This is a genomic window from Pontibacter sp. Tf4 (assembly GCF_014212495.1).
Lineage (GTDB): Bacteria > Bacteroidota > Bacteroidia > Cytophagales > Hymenobacteraceae > Pontibacter.
In genome coordinates this window covers 414016-432161 of the sequence record NZ_JACKZC010000002.1, presented here as the reverse complement: position 1 = coordinate 432161, position 18146 = coordinate 414016, and the positions used below count along the sequence as shown (strand labels likewise).

The following is an 18146-nucleotide window of genomic DNA, read 5'->3' as shown; positions in this document are numbered from 1 at the left end:
CATAAGTCACTGCAGCCGGTGACAGCGCTCACTGGATGCCTGCCAAATGCGGTGTACTTTTACTATGTGCTTCGGCGGCTTCTGTGAAAAACGTAGGTTTTACATTAGCTGTAAAGTGCTTAATCAGTTGTTATAGTTTAAACTATAGTTGGCATGTTACTCCAGAATATGATAAAGAATGGCCAGATACAGGGCGAACCACTGGAAATTTCGCCCGGAACGTGCCTGTTTGAACCCGGAAAGCCTAACAAAGGATTTTACTTCCTGACAGAAGGTACTGCCTTGTTTTCGCAGGCAGGAGGAACTGAAGAAAAAATAATGCCCGGCAAGCTGCTGGGTTTACCCGACCTGATGCATGAGCAATACCACTTTAAAGTTTATTTTGAAGAGCCGGCCAAAGCTATTTTTATCCCGAAAGAGGAAATGCTGCACGCCCTGCAGTTGCACACGGCGCTCAGGTTTTACTTTATGCAGCAACTAAGCCGGTACACCACCCAAAACATTGACGCGTACGAATAGATTTTCATGATTTTTTGAAACAACAAGGGCCACCTGACAGGTGGCCTCTGTATTTTATGGGTACCGGTTGGCTTTACTCTTCAGGTTACACGGGTCAAACTATAGCTTTGACTTCGAACTATAGCTATAGTTGGCAGAATTTGCGACAGGCAAATAACTTTAGCCATGGGTGTTCCGGGAATAGGGTAGGGCACTTCCATTTCTGAATTTACGCTACATCCTTTATTTCCCGGGCAATGTGTTTTATAACCAACTGCAGATGGCTATCCGCAAAATCGACAAGGCCCTGCAGGTTAGCAGTGTTAGCCTGGTTTTTGGCATCCGCTTCAATCTGGCGGATCACCTGCTTTAACTGATCGATCCGGAGTGTATCTATAGTTGACTTCAGCTTGTGCGCAGTTTCGCTTACACGTTGCCAGTCTTGTTGCTGCGTACTTTGCTGCAGTTCGGCCAGTGTTTGTGGTGCCGTTTTTATAAAGAGCTCTATAGTCCGGTTTATGAACGCCTGGTTACCGCGAGAAATCTTATACAGCATATCCAGGTTATAAAGCGGATCTGTAATTTTCGTATCAGCAGGTTTTGGTGGCTGTGGACCTGTTATGGCTTTAAGCTTGTGCGGCAACAACGCTACCAGTTTCTGATACAGATGTTCTTCTTCAAAAGGCTTCGAGATGTAATCGTTCATACCGGCCTGCAGGTATTTTTCAGCATCACCTTTCAACGCATTGGCGGTCAGGGCAATGATCGGGATAGCAGCTATTTCCGGATTTGTATTTGTCCTGATCAGACGTGTGGCTTCGATACCACTCATTTCCGGCATCTGTATATCCATCAGAATAATGTCGTAGGGGTGTTGCTCAATCAGCCCAATGGCTTCCAGTCCGTTGTGTGCCACATCTACTTCAAAATCCCAACCGGTCAGTATGGCCTGCGCCAGGAAAATGTTTATCTCATTGTCTTCGGCAATGAGTACGCGCAATGGTTCCAGCGCATTAAAATCTATAGTTGCATTGGCCGTGTCGGTTTCAGGCATTGCCTTCGATTTTGCATAGGTGATCGAGAATTTGAAGGTACTGCCTTTGCCTTCTTCGCTCTCCAGCCAGATATGGCCCTGCTGCATCTCGATCAGGTTTTTACAGATGCTCAGGCCAAGCCCGCTGCCGCCGTACTTGCGCGTAATGCTGGAATAAGCCTGTGTAAAGCCTTCAAAAACAAGCGCTTGTTTGCCAGCCGGAATACCAATACCGGTATCGGTAACAGCTACTTCAATGGTCAGGTTGTCTGCAGTTTCGTGGGTTACGGCGCATTTCAATGTCACGCCGCCCTCGTCAGTAAACTTGATGGCATTGTTCAGAAGGTTGAGCAGTACCTGGTTCAGGCGGTAGGGGTCCCCGACCAATAACGGGTGCGGCAATTGCAGTGGCTCCAGTACATAGGCTATCTCTTTTTCTTCTGCTTTGTAGGTCAGCGTCTGATAAGCGCCTCTGATCACTTCTTCCAGGTTAAACGGAATTTCTTCCAGCTCCATTTTACCAGCCTCGATCTTTGCCACATCCAGGATGTCGTTGATTACAACCAGCAGGTTTTCAGCAGATTGTCTAATGATCTTCAGGTAGTTATGCTGGGCATCTGTTAGCTCGGTTTTCTGCAACAGGCCAACCATACCCAATATACCGTTCATCGGAGTGCGTATCTCGTGGCTCATGTTGGCCAGGAAATTTTCCTTAACCCGTGCCGATTCTTCAGCGGCTTCTTTAGCCAGTTTCAGTTCCTGTTCTGTTTGCAGGCGGTCCGTAATATCCTGTGCTATACCTATTATATAAGGAGAAAGGCCAGGTTCTTCTACTTTATAGTTCTGGTAGTACAGGTAGCGCTCTTGTTTCTCTTTGTTGAGGATACACAATACACCATCCACCACATTCGATTCCTCGAAACGGGCTACATAATGCTTAAAGTTGTCCTGGTGCGCCACAGGGAAGAAGGATTTGATCTCTTTGCCGACCATCTCTTCTTCAGAGTACCCCAGCATATTTTGCAGATACGGGTTCACCGACAGCACCATGCCGTTCATGTCGTGGGTACAGATGTATGCCTGGCTATAGTTGATCAGGTCTCTGTATTTTTTCTCGCTGCTCTTCAGGGCTTCGGCATTACGGCGGCGTATGCTTATGTCGCGTACCGAAGACTGTATTTTCAGCACATTTCCGTCCGCATCGAGTATCGGTTTCAGGTTGGTCTCTGCCCAGAAATAACTGCCATCCTTACGTACCAGGCGGTGTTCCAGCGTTGTATTCACTTTTTTCTGAACTACAGCTATGTACCCTCTGCGCACACGTTCCAGGTCATCAGGATAGATAATGTTCTGAGAATACTTGCCAATGACCTCCTGTTGCTGGTACCCCAGCATTTCTTCCACCGCTTTTGAAATATACTCGTAGCGTCCCTCCAGGTCATGCAGGCTGATCAGGTCTTTGGAGTTCTCGGAAAGGAGACGATGCAGTTCTTCGCTTTCCTGCAGTAGTTTGTTGGCATGGCGCTGTGCGGTTATGTTTGTTGAGATGCCCAGTACGTGCACCTCTCCATCGGCTGTTACCAGCGGGCGTTTTATTGTTTTAAACCAGACTGTGCTGCCATCCTCGAGTGTATACTTTTCTTCATTCTCTATCTCGCGGCCCTGCTCTATCACCATTCTGTCATCGGAGGAGTAGACGTTTTGGTCTTCTCTGTTCGGGATCAGGTTGCGCTCATTCTGCCCGATAACCTGCTCTATTGTTTTACCAAATAGCCTGGCTAATTCATGGTTTACCAGTTTAAATACCCCTTCCCTGTCTTTTACATAGATCAGGCTCGGGCTGGATTCCATTACCAGTTTAATGAAGTCATTATTTTCTTTTGCAGCAAGAGCGGCCTTGCGTTCCTCGGTCGTATCGCGGATAATGGCCAGCACTTCGCGGGTGCTATACTTTATAATTCGGCCTTCGTAATGTCTGTTTCCCAGTTCCAGTGGCAGGGTATATTCGGTCCGCTCCGGGTTACCTGTAGCTATTACACTTTTTATCAGCCTGAGAATGGATTTGTATACTTTTTCCGGTAACAGCTCACTGATATGCCTTCCGATTACCATGTCCTTCTGCACCAGCAGGTGCTCCTGGTCCACATTTTTCATGTCCAGGTAAACCCCGTTCTCATCTATAATAAACATCAGGTCGGGGATGGCGGCGAGTATTGCCCTGTTTTTGGCTTCGCTTAGCACCATGTCTTCCTGTGCCTTTTTCAGTTCGGTAATGTTCAGCCCATGCCCGATGATCATCTTCAGATTTCCGTCAGCATCAAGTACCGGGTTGAGTTTGCGCAAATGATGTGAGGTTACCCCATCCTTGTTAACTATAGTTTCTTCGAACTCAACTGGGCGTTTACCAACTCTGGCAAGTTCCAGGTTCATACTCCGATTCCTGATGCGTTCTAAGGGCACATTTCTATAGTTGCAGTATTCTTCGTTTGTCTTGCCCACAATCCATGCTCGCAGCGCCGGGTCTGATACGGCAGTCGGGTTTACATATACGTACCGCAGGTCAGGGTCGTAAACAGCAATATCGGATGGTATGTGGTTAAAGATGGATTCGTAGAAATCCTTCTGCGCCCGCAGTTCCCGGGTTTTGTTACGGAGTTGGGTCACATCCTCGGCAGAGCCGATCACCTGCACCACCTGCCCGTTGTCCCGGCGCTTGAACACGGTCTCGCGGCAAAGCAGGTTTTTGGTAGCGCCGGCCTTATCTTTAACCAGGTATTCTACTTCGCGCACCTCGCCATCAAGCGCTTCCAGAATATGATGCGTATGGTGGTACATTTTAGGCAACTCTTCCGGCAGCACCAGCGACATCAGTACATGCCCGTCCATAGCGGCAATATCCTGCTCGGTGTAACCCAATACTGTCTGCAAATGCTCATTAAAGTAAATGCTTTTGTCCAGTTCCAGGTCGTAGATATAGATAATGCTGGGTACGGTGCGGGCTATATTCCGTACAAAGTTCTGGCTTTCTTTCAGGGCAAACTCGGCTGCCCGGCGTTCCGTCACATCGTTCAGGTAAATATTAGCATAGCCTTTCTCAGCAAACGGGACCACCAGTAACAGGAAGTTTCTGCCCAGAAAAGATGCGCTCAACGTTACAGGAGCGGTCGAAAGGCGTGCGCGCCCGGCCTTGTTCTGAAGCAAACGTCTAAACAGCGGGTGGCGCTCCTCCGGTATCTGGTCAAGGATCTGTTCGCCTGCTTTATTTAAAAAGAGGATGTTCCCCTCAAAATCAACTTGTATGATTGGGTAAGGGTATTCCTGCTGAATTTCTGATTGGCTTGTGAAAGAATCTGTTCGGGCTGAAAGCTGGTTTTGAGCCATTGCCTGTTTAAGGCCGGCTAACTCTGCTGCCGTTGCCTCGGCAAGCTGTTCTGCGGCCATACGGGCCTGGCGCTCTCTCCTCAGTTCTTCCTGCAGTGCAGCTATATTTTCTACCATTAAAGTAGGTACTTAATTTGCCTGCAAGTTACTGTATTATAGGCGTATTTAAGCAGCTATACATCAAATTTGTTCAGAGAAACTGACTGAAAAAGCAAGCTGTTTTAAATTATGTAACTATAGCCTTAACAATTTGTAACTATAGCAATTCTGCCCATCAAACTATAGCTATAACTATAGATTGATGGGCGGGAAAAGTGAGCAAGTCGCTCACAAAGCAGTACTTTAAACTGATGATGCGCGGAAGAATGGACGATTGCTGGAATGTAAAACAGCAACACGGGCGGGTCTTATTTAATATGGAGCTCGTTGTTCTGGATCATCCGGTAAATGGTCGACTTACCAATATCAAGTTTATCCGCCACCAGCAGCACGTTATGGTCGTATTTATCCAGGAAATACTGGATGATACGGGTTGTATAGGTTTTTAGCGTTTCTTCTTTCGACAGCAGGTCTTTGCTGTTATTCGTTACCGAGAAGTTAATGTCCTCTGCCTGCACTACATCATCATCGGCAAGCACCATGGCAAGCTCAACCAGCGCACGTAGTTCGCGCACGTTACCCGGAAAAGGGTAGGAGAGCAGTTTTTCCTGCGCCGCCGTGGAAAGACTTTTGCGTGGCATTTTGTTTTCCTTTGCAAAGCCGTCCATGAAATGACGGGCAAGTACCAGTATGTCGCTGCCGCGCTCGCGCAGGGGAGGCAGGTGTATGGGCAAGCCCAGCAATCTATAGTACAGGTCCTCGCGGAAGGTGCCTTTCTGTACTTCTTCGGCCAGGTTTTTATGTGTTGCAACTATAATCCGGGCATCTACCGGCACCACTGAGTTACCGCCCACTCTGGTAATTTCCCGCTCCTGCAGCACACGTAACAGCTTGGCTTGCAGGCTTATGTCCAGTTCGCCTATTTCATCCAGGAAAATGGTGCCTCTGTTGGCTTCCTCAAACTTACCGATGCGTCGTGCGGTGGCACCGGTAAATGCTCCTTTCTCATGACCGAACAATTCACTCTCGATCAGTTCTTTGGGAATAGCGGCGACGTTTACGGCTACATAAGGATGCTTTTTGCGAAGGCTGTTATAGTGTATGGCTTTGGCTACGAGTTCTTTACCAGTACCGGTTTCTCCGTTTATAGATACCGTTATGTTGGTGCGGGTGCCTTTATCCATCAGGGTAAATACCTTTTTAATGGCAGGGCTGTTGCCGATGATCACGTTGCTGAAGTCGTAGCGCTGGCCGATCTCTTCGCGCAGGTGGTTTATTTCTTCGCGCAGCGATGCCGTCTCCCGAATCTTCTGGATGGTGTTCCAGAGACGCTCCGGCGTATCCTCATCCTTTACAAGATAGTCGTATGCACCCTGCTTGAGCAGGTTAACGGCGGTGGCTATATCTTCCTGACCAGAAATGATAACGACCTGTGTTTCGGGAGTCCGCGCTTTCAGTTTTTTCAGCACTTCGCCACCGTTCTGATCCGGCAACGAATAGTCTACCGTAACTACATCCGGGGCTTCGTGCAGGTTTGCAAAAAGGTCTTTGGCCGAATGGAATTTCTTAAGTTCGTAATCAGGGTTCAGGGACAGATGATACTCCAGCAACTCACTATACCAAACATCATCATCCAGAATGAAGATCTTAAAAGGGCTGTTCTTCATGTATTGCTTTCCAACAAGTATACAATAGCTTCAAAGATACTACTAAAAATTTTCTGCAGAAAGAAAGCAGGGCTGTTGAATGCCGTTGTGTATACTTTTATAGTTTTGATTAAAGGCTATAGTTACTGACAGTTACAGAAACAACCGGATGGCTATAGTTATAAGATGCTATAGTTGCGAGCCTGCCTGTACAGCCACCACACAACTATAGCAGTAATTAGTTAGCGAACCGCAAGGGCCTCGTGACGGGCACGCATGAACATAAAGACTCCGTAGCAGATAAGCCCCAGCGCGACAGCACCCAGCAGGAATGAACCATAGGACGAATTCTCCAAAAACGTGAAGGCACTTCCGCTACCGCCTGCTTCTTCCGGATCTGACTGCAAAGCTGCACGCAGGAACAAATACCCGATAATGATCCAGACGATACCACGTGCCACATACCCTATCTTACCGGCCCGGATCATGGTGCTTTCTACTTCGTGCTTCAGGCCGGCTTCCTGCACATTCTTTTTATATTTGTCTGATACTCCGAGGTAAATCTGGTAGATGCCGGCAATTACAGTGCCTGCTGCCACTATCCCTACCAGCCACTGCCCGAAAGGCTGCTGCAGCAATTCTCTGGCTACAGTTTCTCGGGTATCGCTATTGCCGCCACTGCCGCTGCCCAGCACCAGCTTGGCGGCATAAAAAGCCAGACCGCCATAAACTATCCCACTAAAAGCGTAGCGCAACCGTTTGCCTATACCTTTAGCCGATTGGCTTGGGTCCTTTATGGCCTGTATCAGGCGCCATAAGGTATAGCAAAGCAGGCCAACTGCTATGAGGGCCAGCAGTACTTTCCCGAAGGATTGCTCCATTACGAACTGAAAAACCCCTGTTTTATCTGAATTTTCAGTTGATTTACCGCCCAGTTCAAAGGCTGCCATAAAGGCAAGTATACCTACAAGGCAATAAACTACGCCTTTTGCTGTCAGGCCAAATCTGGCCATGTTTTTTACCCAACGGGGCGGGGGGGAAGGGATGTGATGCGTTATATTCACTCGTGTATATAGTTGTTTTCAGCCATATACACGAGTGAATATATGTTTTAGTTATGTCGCAGCCTATAAAGTTTTAAATCGTTTGAATGCTTCTTCGCTCAGTCGCTCGCGGTGGTCAGGGTGCGCAATATCGATAAGTGCTTTTGCGCGCTGGCGCAGGTTTTTGCCGTACAAATAAGCCACACCATATTCTGTTACCACATAGTGTACGTGCGCCCTTGTTGTAACCACACCACCGCCCGGGTTCAGGAACGGCGTAATGCGCGACACACCTTTATGCGTAACCGAAGGCAGTGCGATAATAGGCTTGCCACCTTTTGATAGCGCAGCGCCGCGGATAAAGTCCATCTGTCCGCCTACACCTGAGAACTGGTACGTACCGATCGAGTCAGAAACTACCTGGCCGGTAAGGTCTATCTCAATCGCACTGTTGATGGCCGTAGCTTTAGGGTTTGTTTTAATAACAGCCACATCGTTCACAAAATCAGTGCTGTGCATCGTGATCAGCGGGTTGTCATCCACGTAATCATATAAATCGCGGTTACCGGCAATAAATGCAGTGGCAATACGGCCAGGCAGAACCTTTTTAAATTCGTTCGTGATCACGCCTTTTTCGATCAGCGGCAGAAGTCCGTTAGAGAACATTTCGGTATGGATGCCAAGCCCCTTGTGGTTTGTCAGGCTTCGTAGTACCGCATCCGGTATAGCGCCTATGCCCATTTGCAGGGTAGCTCTGTCTTCTACCAGTTCAGCCACATTTCTACCTATTCTTTCCTCGGTTTCAGTGATGCGGGAACTATAGTCAACTTCTGGAAGGGGCTCGTTTACCTCAACCAGTGCATTAAAGCGGCGAACATGTATCAGGGCGTCGCCGTGGGTGCGTGGCATTTGCGGGTTTACCTGGGCTATTACGTATTTCGCGCTTTTCACGGCCTGGCGGGCAATGTCTACAGATACACCCAGCGAGCAGTAGCCGTGCCTGTCAGGCGGCGATACGTGAACTATAGCTACATCCAGCGGCATGATGCCTAAGCGGAAAAGCTGCGGAATCTCGCTCAGAAAGATCGGAACATAGTCGCCACGGCCACTGTTTACAGCATCGCGCACGTTTGCCGACACGAACAGTGAGTTTATATAAAACGACTCTGCATAACGTTCTTCGGCGCATTCCATTTCTCCAAAAGTACTGATGCTTACAAGTTCTACATCCCGAAGCTTATCGGCACGTTCGGCCAGTTTTCGTATCATGTATTGGGGAGTTGCGGCGCTGCCATGTAAAAAAACTCTGTCGCCGGAATTAATGACAGAAAGCGCTTCTTCAGCGGTAGTATATACCGGGGTTTGAGTTGCCATAGTTCAGTTTTTTTTCAGACTATACCTTTATAAGCCTGTAGTTGTTATCAATTATGCTGCAAACTATAGCCGTTCGGCGATTTTTAAAATGATAATCATCACCAATAGAAACAGAATGCTAACTTTGGGCTGGTAATGCGCAGCTTTAAAACTATAAGCCTGCTAACCCGCGTATGAGCATAAAATGTATTCTATGAAAAAGCGTACTATAGTTCTGTTTTTTTATCTGCCTGTGCTGCTCCTGCTGAGCGGCTGTGTTGCCAGTTCGGTTTCCTCTAAACCAAATGCTGTGCTCGCTACCGGAGCGTTAACTGAAAACCTGCAGTCGTTTGCCTGGTTCCAGGAGCAACCTGCTGCCCCTGCCGCTTACGACGAAGGCTATAGTGCCGCGCTGGACAAGCACATACGCACTGCCATCGAAACAGAACTTCAGAAGAAAGGTTTTACTAAAGCAGCTTCCGGCAATGCGGATGTGTTGATCGCATATGATGTGAGCGTATCGGTACCGTTGGAAAAGGACATAGCGCAGGCTTACCTGGATGGCTTTGGCTATAGTTATGCCTACATGGCGGGTTATCGCTACAACTATAAGCACAGCGATTTGCCCGGCTACAGAGCTGTGGACCTTTACAAAAGTGGCACCCTGATCGTGGACATGATCGACCCGAAAACTAAAGAGCTGGTGTGGCGCGGCTGGACGGAAGGCGCATTCAGTAATTTTAAGGTAAACTATAAAACGGTGCTCAGCGAGGTAGAAAAACTTTTGGCGCCTGTCCGTTCACGGTAATATAATGCTCTAAACTATAGTAAACTATAGTCGTATTTGTAAAGTGCTGGTTTAACTGTATCAACAAGTAGCGACTTCCCATTCTGCAAAGAACTGCTGCAGGTACGTTTCCATAAACTGATGCCTTTGCGTGGCCATAGTTTTAGCTGTGTTTGTGTGCATCCGGTCTTTCAGGAGTAAAAGCTTTTCGTAAAAGTGGTTGATGGTAGGAGCGGTGCTGTTCTTGTAAGCTTCAAACGAATCATGTAGTACCGGGGCGATCTCCGGGTTATACATCTCGCGGTTCTTGTGTCCGCCATACGCAAAGGTGCGCGCTATGCCGATAGCACCAATGGCATCCAGACGGTCAGCGTCCTGCACAATACAACCCTCCAGGCTGCTCATCTCTGAAGTTGTACCGGCACCTTTGAAGGATAGCTCCTTTATTATAGTTGTGATATGCGTGATCACTTCCTGTTGTACCTGCAAACCGCTTAGCCATTCTGCAGCCATACGCGGACCAACTGTCTCATCACCGTTATGGAATTTATGATCACCGATGTCGTGCAGCAGTGCGGCTAACTCAACTATATACTGGTCCGCTTTTTCGTTTGCCGCTATCGTTTTAGCATTGTTCCATACACGCAGAATATGCCACCAGTCGTGTCCTGAGCCCTCGCCGGTTAAAAGGTGCTTTACATGTTCTGCTGTTTGATTGATAATTTCCTGTTGTGTCAGCATAAGTTGGTTTTAGGAAATCAAAACTGCAGATTTACAGCCAGAGTAGCAAACCATAGTTTATCCTGAAGCCATAAAAATCCGGTTGCTTTTGGCAATCCGGGAGATATGCAGTAGACTTGAACTATGTTTAACTTATTGCCTTTATCATACACTACTCTTTCCGGTTTCAAAACTATAGGCTGTTATAAAAGCAGTTATTTATTAACAATTGCCTTTGTGCTTCCTTTTATAGTTGCATCAGGTACCACCACATCAGCCCAGATTCTGAACATCGAACGTGCCAGAGTAGAACAGGACTCTGCTAATTATATTACAGGTAAAACCGGTATAAATTTCTCGATGTTCAATCGCAACGCCGGCAAAGACAACCCTAACAACTACCTGCAGCTTACGTTTAACGGCGATGTTGCCTATATTTCGCCCAAGCATAGTTACCTGCTCCTGACCTATTATAATTATCTGCTTATTAACTATGACAATCAGGAATTGCGCAATACGGTAGCCAGCAACGGTTATGCCCACTTTCGGGTCAATTTGTTACGTCAACGCCGCCTTTCTTATGAACTTTTTACCCAGTTTCAGGCAGACAAAGCGCGTGGCTTAGATCTGCGCGCATTAGCAGGGGCAGGAGTGAGGCTTGCAGTTTTAAGGCAAGAAAAGGTTAACTTATATGCTGGTACCGGTCTTATGCAGGAACACGAAACGTGGCAGTCTCCGGAAGAAGGAGAAGTGATCCTGAAGTCTGATTTACTAAAGATAACCAACTATGTCAGCACAAAAGCAGCTCTGAACAGCCATGTAAATTTAGAAGGGATTGTGTATTACCAGACAGGCTATGATACAGAAATAGATGCTTTCCGGAACAGAGTAAGCGGCGATTTGAACCTGCTATTCAAACTAAATACACTTCTCTCTTTTAAAACAGGATTTAATTGCACCTACGAAGACAGACCGATAGTGCCCGTTACACGTTTTGTGTATGCTATAACCAACGGAGTACAGGTTAATTTTTAAGGTCTATGTTATAATTTGTGAGTTTTAGAGTATCTTAGAGAGATTTTCTTAGTAATTTTATTAGTTGAAAATACTATAAGCATCTTTTCAGGTGCTTGCTGAACTATAAACCTACAGTGTAGAAGCACTTTAAAATGCGAAACACCCTTTCTATAGTTTGTGTGCTGCTGGGTATGCTACTGTTTGCATCCTGTGTGCCACAAAAAAAATTACTGCTACTACAAGACAAGCCCGACCCGAAAGATCAGGCTAATGCAGATGCATTGCTTAAGTCTTTTGATCTGCAGCGCCCTGTATATACCTTAAAGCCCGGCGATGTGCTTTCTTTAAAGGTGCAAACCACTACACCTGCGGAGTATAACTTTTTGGGAGAGTCTACTACGGCTACTACCACTACAGATCCTGTGCTGCAAGGGTATACGTTGGATGCGGAGGGAAATATCCTGATTCCGGCGGTTGGCAAGGTGAATTTATCAGGTCTAACTATGCCGGAAGCACGAGCAAAAGTGACCGAAGCTTTAAAGCCATTTCTTTCCGACCCAACTGTAAATTTACGCTTACTCACTTTTCGTTATACCGTGTTAGGTGAAGTTGGCGGCCAAGGACAGTTTACTACTTACCAGGATGATATTAACGTGATGGAAGCCATTGCAACTGCCGGAGGTTTTTCCCCCTACGCTAATCGTGGGCAAATAAAGTTAGTGCGCTACGAAGCTGGGAAGGCCAAGCTGTATACGTTCAGTTTACTGGATGATAACACCATTGCCCAGGCAAATTTCTACCTGCAGCCGAATGATATGATTGTTGTTGATCCACTGCCGGCCAGGAATATCAGGGAAAACCTTATTGCGAATGTGAGTTTAACATTGTCAGTTATAACAACGATCAGTGTTTTATTATCCAGATTCTTATAGTTTTAACTAAGTCACCTCATTGAATAATAAAATAACTAAACAGGATAATGGTTTCGACCTGCAGAACCTTGCTCTAAAGGTATTCCGTTTGTGGTACTGGGTTGCTGCTTCTGTTATTATAGCACTTATAGGGGCTTTCCTGATAAACAGATATACCATTCCGCAGTATGAGGTAAGTTCTTCGGTAATGATCGTTAAACCTGCTGAACAGGGGGCGTCTGCAGCTGCCTTGCTTTACGGGGATGAGTTTTTTGAAGGATCACGAGGTTTAACCAACGAATCAGTTTTAATAAAGACAAAACAACTGGTTAAACAGACTCTTCAGAAACTCGACTTTAATGTTAGCTATTTTCAGCAAGGTAATGTAAAGCTAACTGAAGTTTACAAGGCTTTATCTCCCTTTGTTGTCACTTATGATTCTGCTTCTGCAAACATTCCCTATGGAGTACTTTTTAAGGTAACTCCATTAGATGAAGATACTTACACATTAAGCACAGAAAATATAAGCTGGAACAAACTGTTACAGGGTAAAAGATTCCAGAGTGGTAAATCCTATGCCATAAATGATTTTGTATTCTGCATCACTGTCAAAAATAACGATGTTACGGAAGTTCCTAATGAGCTCCTATTTAGTATAAATGATCCTGAGAACCTGGCTGGCAGATATGCATCGTCGCTGGATGTAAGCTCCATGCCGGGAGGCGCCTCAGCACTAGTACTAAAATTAGCCGGTACTACCCCAGAAAAAGAAAAGGAGTTTCTGAACGCCCACATGCAGACATACCGCGAGAATAACCTTTTTATTAAAAATTCTAACGCAATAAATACGCTCAGCTTCATTGACGATCAGTTGCAGCAGATCAGTGACTCTCTCTACTTTATAGAGAACCGGCTTGAGAGTTTCAAGAAAGATAATTCTCGTTTAGGTGTGAGCAGTGAAGGCAATCGTTTTGCGCAGCAAATTCAAGATCTGGAGACACAGAAGGCTACACTGCTTGTAAATGATAAGTATTATAGTTATTTAAGAACTTACTTGCAGCAGGGAAAAAACCTTGATCAGCTTGTAATACCTTCTAACTTGGGAATAAATGATCCTGTTTTAAATGAATTGATAGCCAGTTTGGTACAGTTGCAGGGAGAAGTGGAGATCATTAGCCAAAACGATATTCGTTCAAATCCATTGGTGGCCAACGAACTTAAAATCAAGCGGCAGCAGATCTCCGAAATGAGCAGGAGCATACTGGAGAACCTTAAAAATATAGAGGCTGCAAATAATATAGCCTTACGTGAGTTAAACAACCGGATTAATGCAGCATCGGCGCAACTCCAGCAGTTGCCAACCGCCGAAAGGAAGTTAATCAATATCCAGCGCTTATATAATTTAAGCGAAAACCTTTACGTGTTCCTAATGGAGAAACGTGCTGAAGCTGGTATAGCCAAGGCATCCAATACATCAGACGTAACTATCTTAAGTGATGCCTATATTTCAGCGCAAACGGCTCCTGAAACAAGAAAGAACTACATTGCAGCCCTACTTTTAGGACTTGCACTACCTGTGTCACTGATCTTTGCCAAGGACTACTTCAATAACAAAGTAAGCAGTACAGAAGATATTAGCAGGTATACGGCCTTACCAATACTGGGTATGGTTGGGCATAATAAAAAGAGTTCATCAAGCCTTATTGATCTAAGTCCTAAATCTGCTTTAGCTGAAGCATTCCGTACGGTACGGTCTAACCTTCGTTTCATGACAAATGTGGAGAGTAATGAAGGGAAGATATATGTTATTACTTCTTCGATAAGTGGCGAAGGAAAGACTTTTTCAGCCAAGAACTTGGCTTATATTTTTTCCATTTCCGGTGAGCGCACCGTGCTTATTAATGCAGATATGCGCAAACCCAACAATAACACGGACTATGGTGTAACGAGCAGAATCGGGTTGAGTAATTATCTTGCCGGGTATGCAAAATTAGAAGAAGTCATTCACCAGACAATTCAGGAGCATTTGTCCATACTACCATCCGGAGATATCCCACCAAACCCTTCGGAGTTGCTTTTAAATAAGCGTATGGAAGAACTGCTGCAAAGGCTTCGCCAGGAGTTTGACTACATTATTATAGACACGCCTCCTGTAGGTATCTTATCAGATGGCCTGGAGTTGATGCAGTTAGCGGACGCCAATATTTTCATGGTGCGCCAGGATTATACCATGAAGTCTTTCCTGGCTAGTATACAGCAGCAGTATGAGAGCGGGAAGATCAGGAATACGGCCATCCTGTTTAATGATGTAGATTACCGCAAATTAAACTATGGGTACGGCTATGGGTACGGCTATGGCTATGGTTACTATTCTGATGACCTCGAGCAGCAGCCATGGTACAAGCGCTTTAAATTTTAGGCCTCATTTACCTGTACCCTAAATCTAATATATGCGTAAGGGATGTTGATTCTTGTTCAATCATATTTTATTTAACAAATCATCACTTCACCCTTTACTATGAATAAAGACTCAAAGATATATGTGGCCGGGCACCGTGGAATGGTTGGCTCTGCCATCTGCCGTAAGCTACAGGGAAACGGTTTCAATAACCTTATTACACGTACTTCGTCTGAACTGGACCTACGGAACCAGCAGGCAGTTTTAGACTTTTTTGAAGCAGAGAAACCGGATTATGTTTTTCTGGCCGCTGCCAAAGTAGGAGGTATACAAGCCAATAATACCTATCGTGCCGATTTTCTGTACGATAACCTGATGATTGAAGCCAACATCATACATGCCGCTTACCTGCACAAGGTAACTAAACTGATGTTCCTGGGCTCTTCTTGTATCTACCCGAAAATGGCTCCGCAGCCGCTAAAAGAAGAATATCTGCTGACAGGGCCGTTAGAGCAGACAAACGAGCCTTATGCCATTGCAAAAATTGCAGGTATCAAGTTATGCGAAGCTTACCGCGATCAATATGGCTGTAACTTCATTAGTGTGATGCCTACAAACCTTTATGGCTATAACGATAACTATGATCTGAATAACTCCCATGTGCTACCGGCTCTCATTCGTAAGTTTCACGAAGCTAAAGAAAATGGTATTTCCGAAGTGGTAGTGTGGGGGACTGGCAGCCCAATGCGTGAATTCTTATTTGCCGATGATCTAGCCGAAGCATGCCTTTACTTAATGGAGCACTATAATGAGCGGGAGCTCGTAAATATTGGTACCGGTGAAGACATTTCTATAAAGGATCTGGCGCTGCTGGTAAAAGATGTAACAGGCTTTGAAGGGAAGCTTGTTTTTGATACTACCAAACCTGACGGTACGCCACGTAAATTAATGGATGTAAGTAAGTTGCATAGCACGGGGTTTAAGCATAAAATTGAACTTCGTGAAGGCATTGGGTTAGCCTATGCCGATTTTAAACAGAAACATGCTACGCCTGTACTTTCTTAATTTCAGAAAGTACAGTTTAATTGAAACAAATCTTTTAGGTATAAGTATAGAGCATCTGAAATATACTTATCTCATTTTACAAGACCACTCATTTAATTTATAATGAAGACAGCCCTTATAACCGGTGTTACAGGCCAGGACGGTGCCTATTTAGCAGAGCTATTATTAAGTAAAGGATATAAAGTACACGGTATCAAACGCAGAAGCTCCCTGTTTAATACCGACCGCATTGACCACCTGTACCAGGATCCGCACGAAAAGAACATTAATTTTAAACTGCATTACGGCGACCTGACCGACTCTACCAACCTGATCCGTATTATCCAGGAAACCCAGCCGGATGAGATCTATAACCTGGCTGCTATGAGCCACGTGAAGGTGAGCTTTGATACGCCGGAATATACAGCTAATGCTGATGGATTAGGTACATTACGCATTCTGGAAGCTATCCGTATCCTTGGCCTTACAGAGAAGACAAGAATTTACCAGGCTTCTACATCTGAACTTTACGGTTTAGTTCAAGCCGTTCCTCAATCAGAAACTACTCCTTTCTATCCACGTTCTCCTTATGCCGTTGCCAAACTATATGCGTACTGGATCACGGTAAACTATAGAGAGGCTTACAACATGTTTGCTTGCAACGGTATACTGTTCAACCACGAGTCTCCGCTACGTGGCGAAACCTTTGTTACCCGTAAAATAACAAGAGCTGCAGCTCGTATAGCGTTAGGCTTACAGGACAAACTATACTTAGGTAACCTGGACGCTAAGCGCGACTGGGGGCATGCCAAAGATTACGTAGAAGCCATGTGGCGCATCCTGCAGCAGGACACTCCGGAAGATTTTGTAATTGCCACTGGTGTTACAACCACTGTACGCGACTTTGTAAAGATGTCATTTGCTGAAGTGGGTATTGATATTGCTTTTAAAGGTGAAGGCGTAGAAGAAAAAGGCTATGTAGCCGCCTGCAGCAACCCGGATTACCAATTGGAGATTGGCAAAGAAGTAGTTTGTGTGGACCCTAACTATTTCCGTCCGACGGAAGTGGAACTGCTGATTGGCGATGCAACCAAATCTAAAACAAAATTAGGCTGGGAGCCAAAATACGACTTACCAGCGCTGGTGAAAGACATGATGGAAGCCGATCTGGAGTTGTTTAAACGTGATACTTACCTGTTAGAAGGTGGCCACCGTGTGTTGAACTATCACGAATAATAGCGCTTTTTAGCCAATTTGGAATAAAACCTATTTTAAATTGTTTATACCTCAAAAGGAATCACTAAATTTATAGTGCCTTTTGAGGTATTTTTTATGAATCACCCTACTTACAATTCTTCCATGAAAGAAAGAGAAGAAGACTGGACACTGGTCATTAAACCAAGTTCCGGTCTTTTTGATTTACAGCTGAAGGAAGTCTGGCACTACCGAGATCTGTTATTTTTGTTTGTGAAGCGGGATTTTATTGCAGCTTATAAGCAGACGATCCTTGGACCGCTTTGGCATTTTATACAACCAATATTTACAACCATTATTTTCCTGATGGTTTTTGGAAAGATTGCCAATATTCCAACTGATGGTATACAGCCTGTACTGTTCTACATGAGCGGTATCACTATATGGAATTACTTTGCATCCTGTTTAACTGCAACTTCTAATACATTTGTTGCCAATGCAGGAATTTTTGGAAAAGTATATTTCCCCAGACTTGTAATGCCATTATCTATTGTTATATCTAACATGGTGAAGTTCCTGATACAGTTTGCCTTACTTGTTGCTGTAATTATATACTTTGCTGTTAACGGAGAAGCAATACATTTCGGCTTATCATGGCTTATAATACCACTGTTAGTTATTTGGATGGCACTTATTGGATTAGGGCTTGGAATTATTATTTCTTCCCTTACTACAAAATACCGTGACTTTACGGTGTTGGTAGGTTTTGCTGTGCAGCTTATGATGTATGCAACTCCTATTGCTTATCCATTATCATTTCTAAAGTCGCAAAGCTATCAATGGCTGATTGTATGGAACCCATTAACGCCAATAGTTGAAGCTTTCAGATATTCCCTTTTCGGAAACGGCACCTTTACCACATCAAGCTTATTCTATAGTTTAGGCTTAACAGCGCTAGTACTACTGATTGGGGCACTCCTGTTTAATAAGGTACAGCGTACTTTTATGGATACTGTTTAAGG

At 45.2% G+C, this 18146-nt stretch carries 13 protein-coding genes; 8 read left to right on the top strand and 5 right to left on the bottom strand.

What is annotated here, in order from left to right:
• The first annotated feature begins 153 nt into the window (after window positions 1–153).
• On the top strand, window positions 154–519 hold the full coding sequence (locus H7F15_RS04830) for a cyclic nucleotide-binding domain-containing protein (RefSeq protein ID WP_185195817.1): 366 nt from the start codon (window positions 154–156) through the stop codon (window positions 517–519).
• 208 nt (window positions 520–727) lie between these two features.
• Here H7F15_RS04830 and H7F15_RS04825 read toward each other — a convergent pair whose 3' ends face one another.
• From H7F15_RS04825 to H7F15_RS04810, 4 genes are all read right to left on the bottom strand, one after another.
• Window positions 728–5029 (bottom strand): PAS domain S-box protein, encoded by a 4302-nt coding sequence (locus H7F15_RS04825; RefSeq protein WP_185195816.1) that lies wholly within the window; start codon window positions 5027–5029, stop codon window positions 728–730.
• Between the two features lie 290 nt (window positions 5030–5319).
• A complete protein-coding gene (locus H7F15_RS04820) occupies window positions 5320–6678 on the bottom strand; it encodes a sigma-54 dependent transcriptional regulator (protein WP_185195815.1) in 1359 nt (452 codons plus the stop codon).
• Window positions 6679–6899: 221 nt separating this feature from the next.
• Complete coding sequence (locus H7F15_RS04815; protein WP_185195814.1) at window positions 6900–7670, bottom strand: DUF1206 domain-containing protein; 771 nt, start codon at window positions 7668–7670, stop codon at window positions 6900–6902.
• 114 nt (window positions 7671–7784) lie between these two features.
• A complete protein-coding gene (locus H7F15_RS04810) occupies window positions 7785–9074 on the bottom strand; it encodes an acetyl-CoA hydrolase/transferase family protein (protein WP_185195813.1) in 1290 nt (429 codons plus the stop codon).
• A gap of 193 nt (window positions 9075–9267) precedes the next feature.
• Between H7F15_RS04810 and H7F15_RS04805 the strand changes: the two genes are divergently transcribed.
• Window positions 9268–9861 carry a DUF4136 domain-containing protein gene (locus tag H7F15_RS04805; RefSeq protein ID WP_185195812.1) on the top strand — a complete coding sequence of 198 codons (594 nt, stop codon included), beginning with the start codon at window positions 9268–9270 and terminating at the stop codon, window positions 9859–9861.
• Between the two features lie 60 nt (window positions 9862–9921).
• Here H7F15_RS04805 and H7F15_RS04800 read toward each other — a convergent pair whose 3' ends face one another.
• Complete coding sequence (locus H7F15_RS04800) at window positions 9922–10581, bottom strand: HD domain-containing protein (protein WP_221626989.1); 660 nt, start codon at window positions 10579–10581, stop codon at window positions 9922–9924.
• A gap of 123 nt (window positions 10582–10704) precedes the next feature.
• On the opposite strand from H7F15_RS04800, the gene H7F15_RS04795 reads away from it, so the two are divergent.
• The 6 genes from H7F15_RS04795 to H7F15_RS04770 all read left to right on the top strand — a co-directional run bounded on the left by H7F15_RS04795 (window position 10705) and on the right by H7F15_RS04770 (window position 18144).
• Window positions 10705–11595 (top strand): DUF481 domain-containing protein, encoded by an 891-nt coding sequence (locus H7F15_RS04795; protein WP_185195811.1) that lies wholly within the window; start codon window positions 10705–10707, stop codon window positions 11593–11595.
• Between the two features lie 134 nt (window positions 11596–11729).
• On the top strand, window positions 11730–12509 hold the full coding sequence (locus H7F15_RS04790) for a polysaccharide biosynthesis/export family protein (protein WP_185195810.1): 780 nt from the start codon (window positions 11730–11732) through the stop codon (window positions 12507–12509).
• A 19-nt stretch (window positions 12510–12528) separates the two neighbouring features.
• Window positions 12529–14907 carry an exopolysaccharide transport family protein gene (locus H7F15_RS04785; protein ID WP_185195809.1) on the top strand — a complete coding sequence of 793 codons (2379 nt, stop codon included), beginning with the start codon at window positions 12529–12531 and terminating at the stop codon, window positions 14905–14907.
• Between the two features lie 99 nt (window positions 14908–15006).
• A complete protein-coding gene (locus H7F15_RS04780) occupies window positions 15007–15951 on the top strand; it encodes a GDP-L-fucose synthase (protein WP_185195808.1) in 945 nt (314 codons plus the stop codon).
• A gap of 102 nt (window positions 15952–16053) precedes the next feature.
• On the top strand, window positions 16054–17166 hold the full coding sequence (gene gmd, locus H7F15_RS04775; protein ID WP_185195807.1) for a GDP-mannose 4,6-dehydratase: 1113 nt from the start codon (window positions 16054–16056) through the stop codon (window positions 17164–17166).
• Between the two features lie 123 nt (window positions 17167–17289).
• Window positions 17290–18144: an ABC transporter permease gene (locus H7F15_RS04770; RefSeq protein WP_185195806.1), complete on the top strand. Its 855-nt coding sequence runs from the start codon at window positions 17290–17292 to the stop codon at window positions 18142–18144.
• The last annotated feature ends 2 nt before the right edge of the window (window positions 18145–18146 follow it).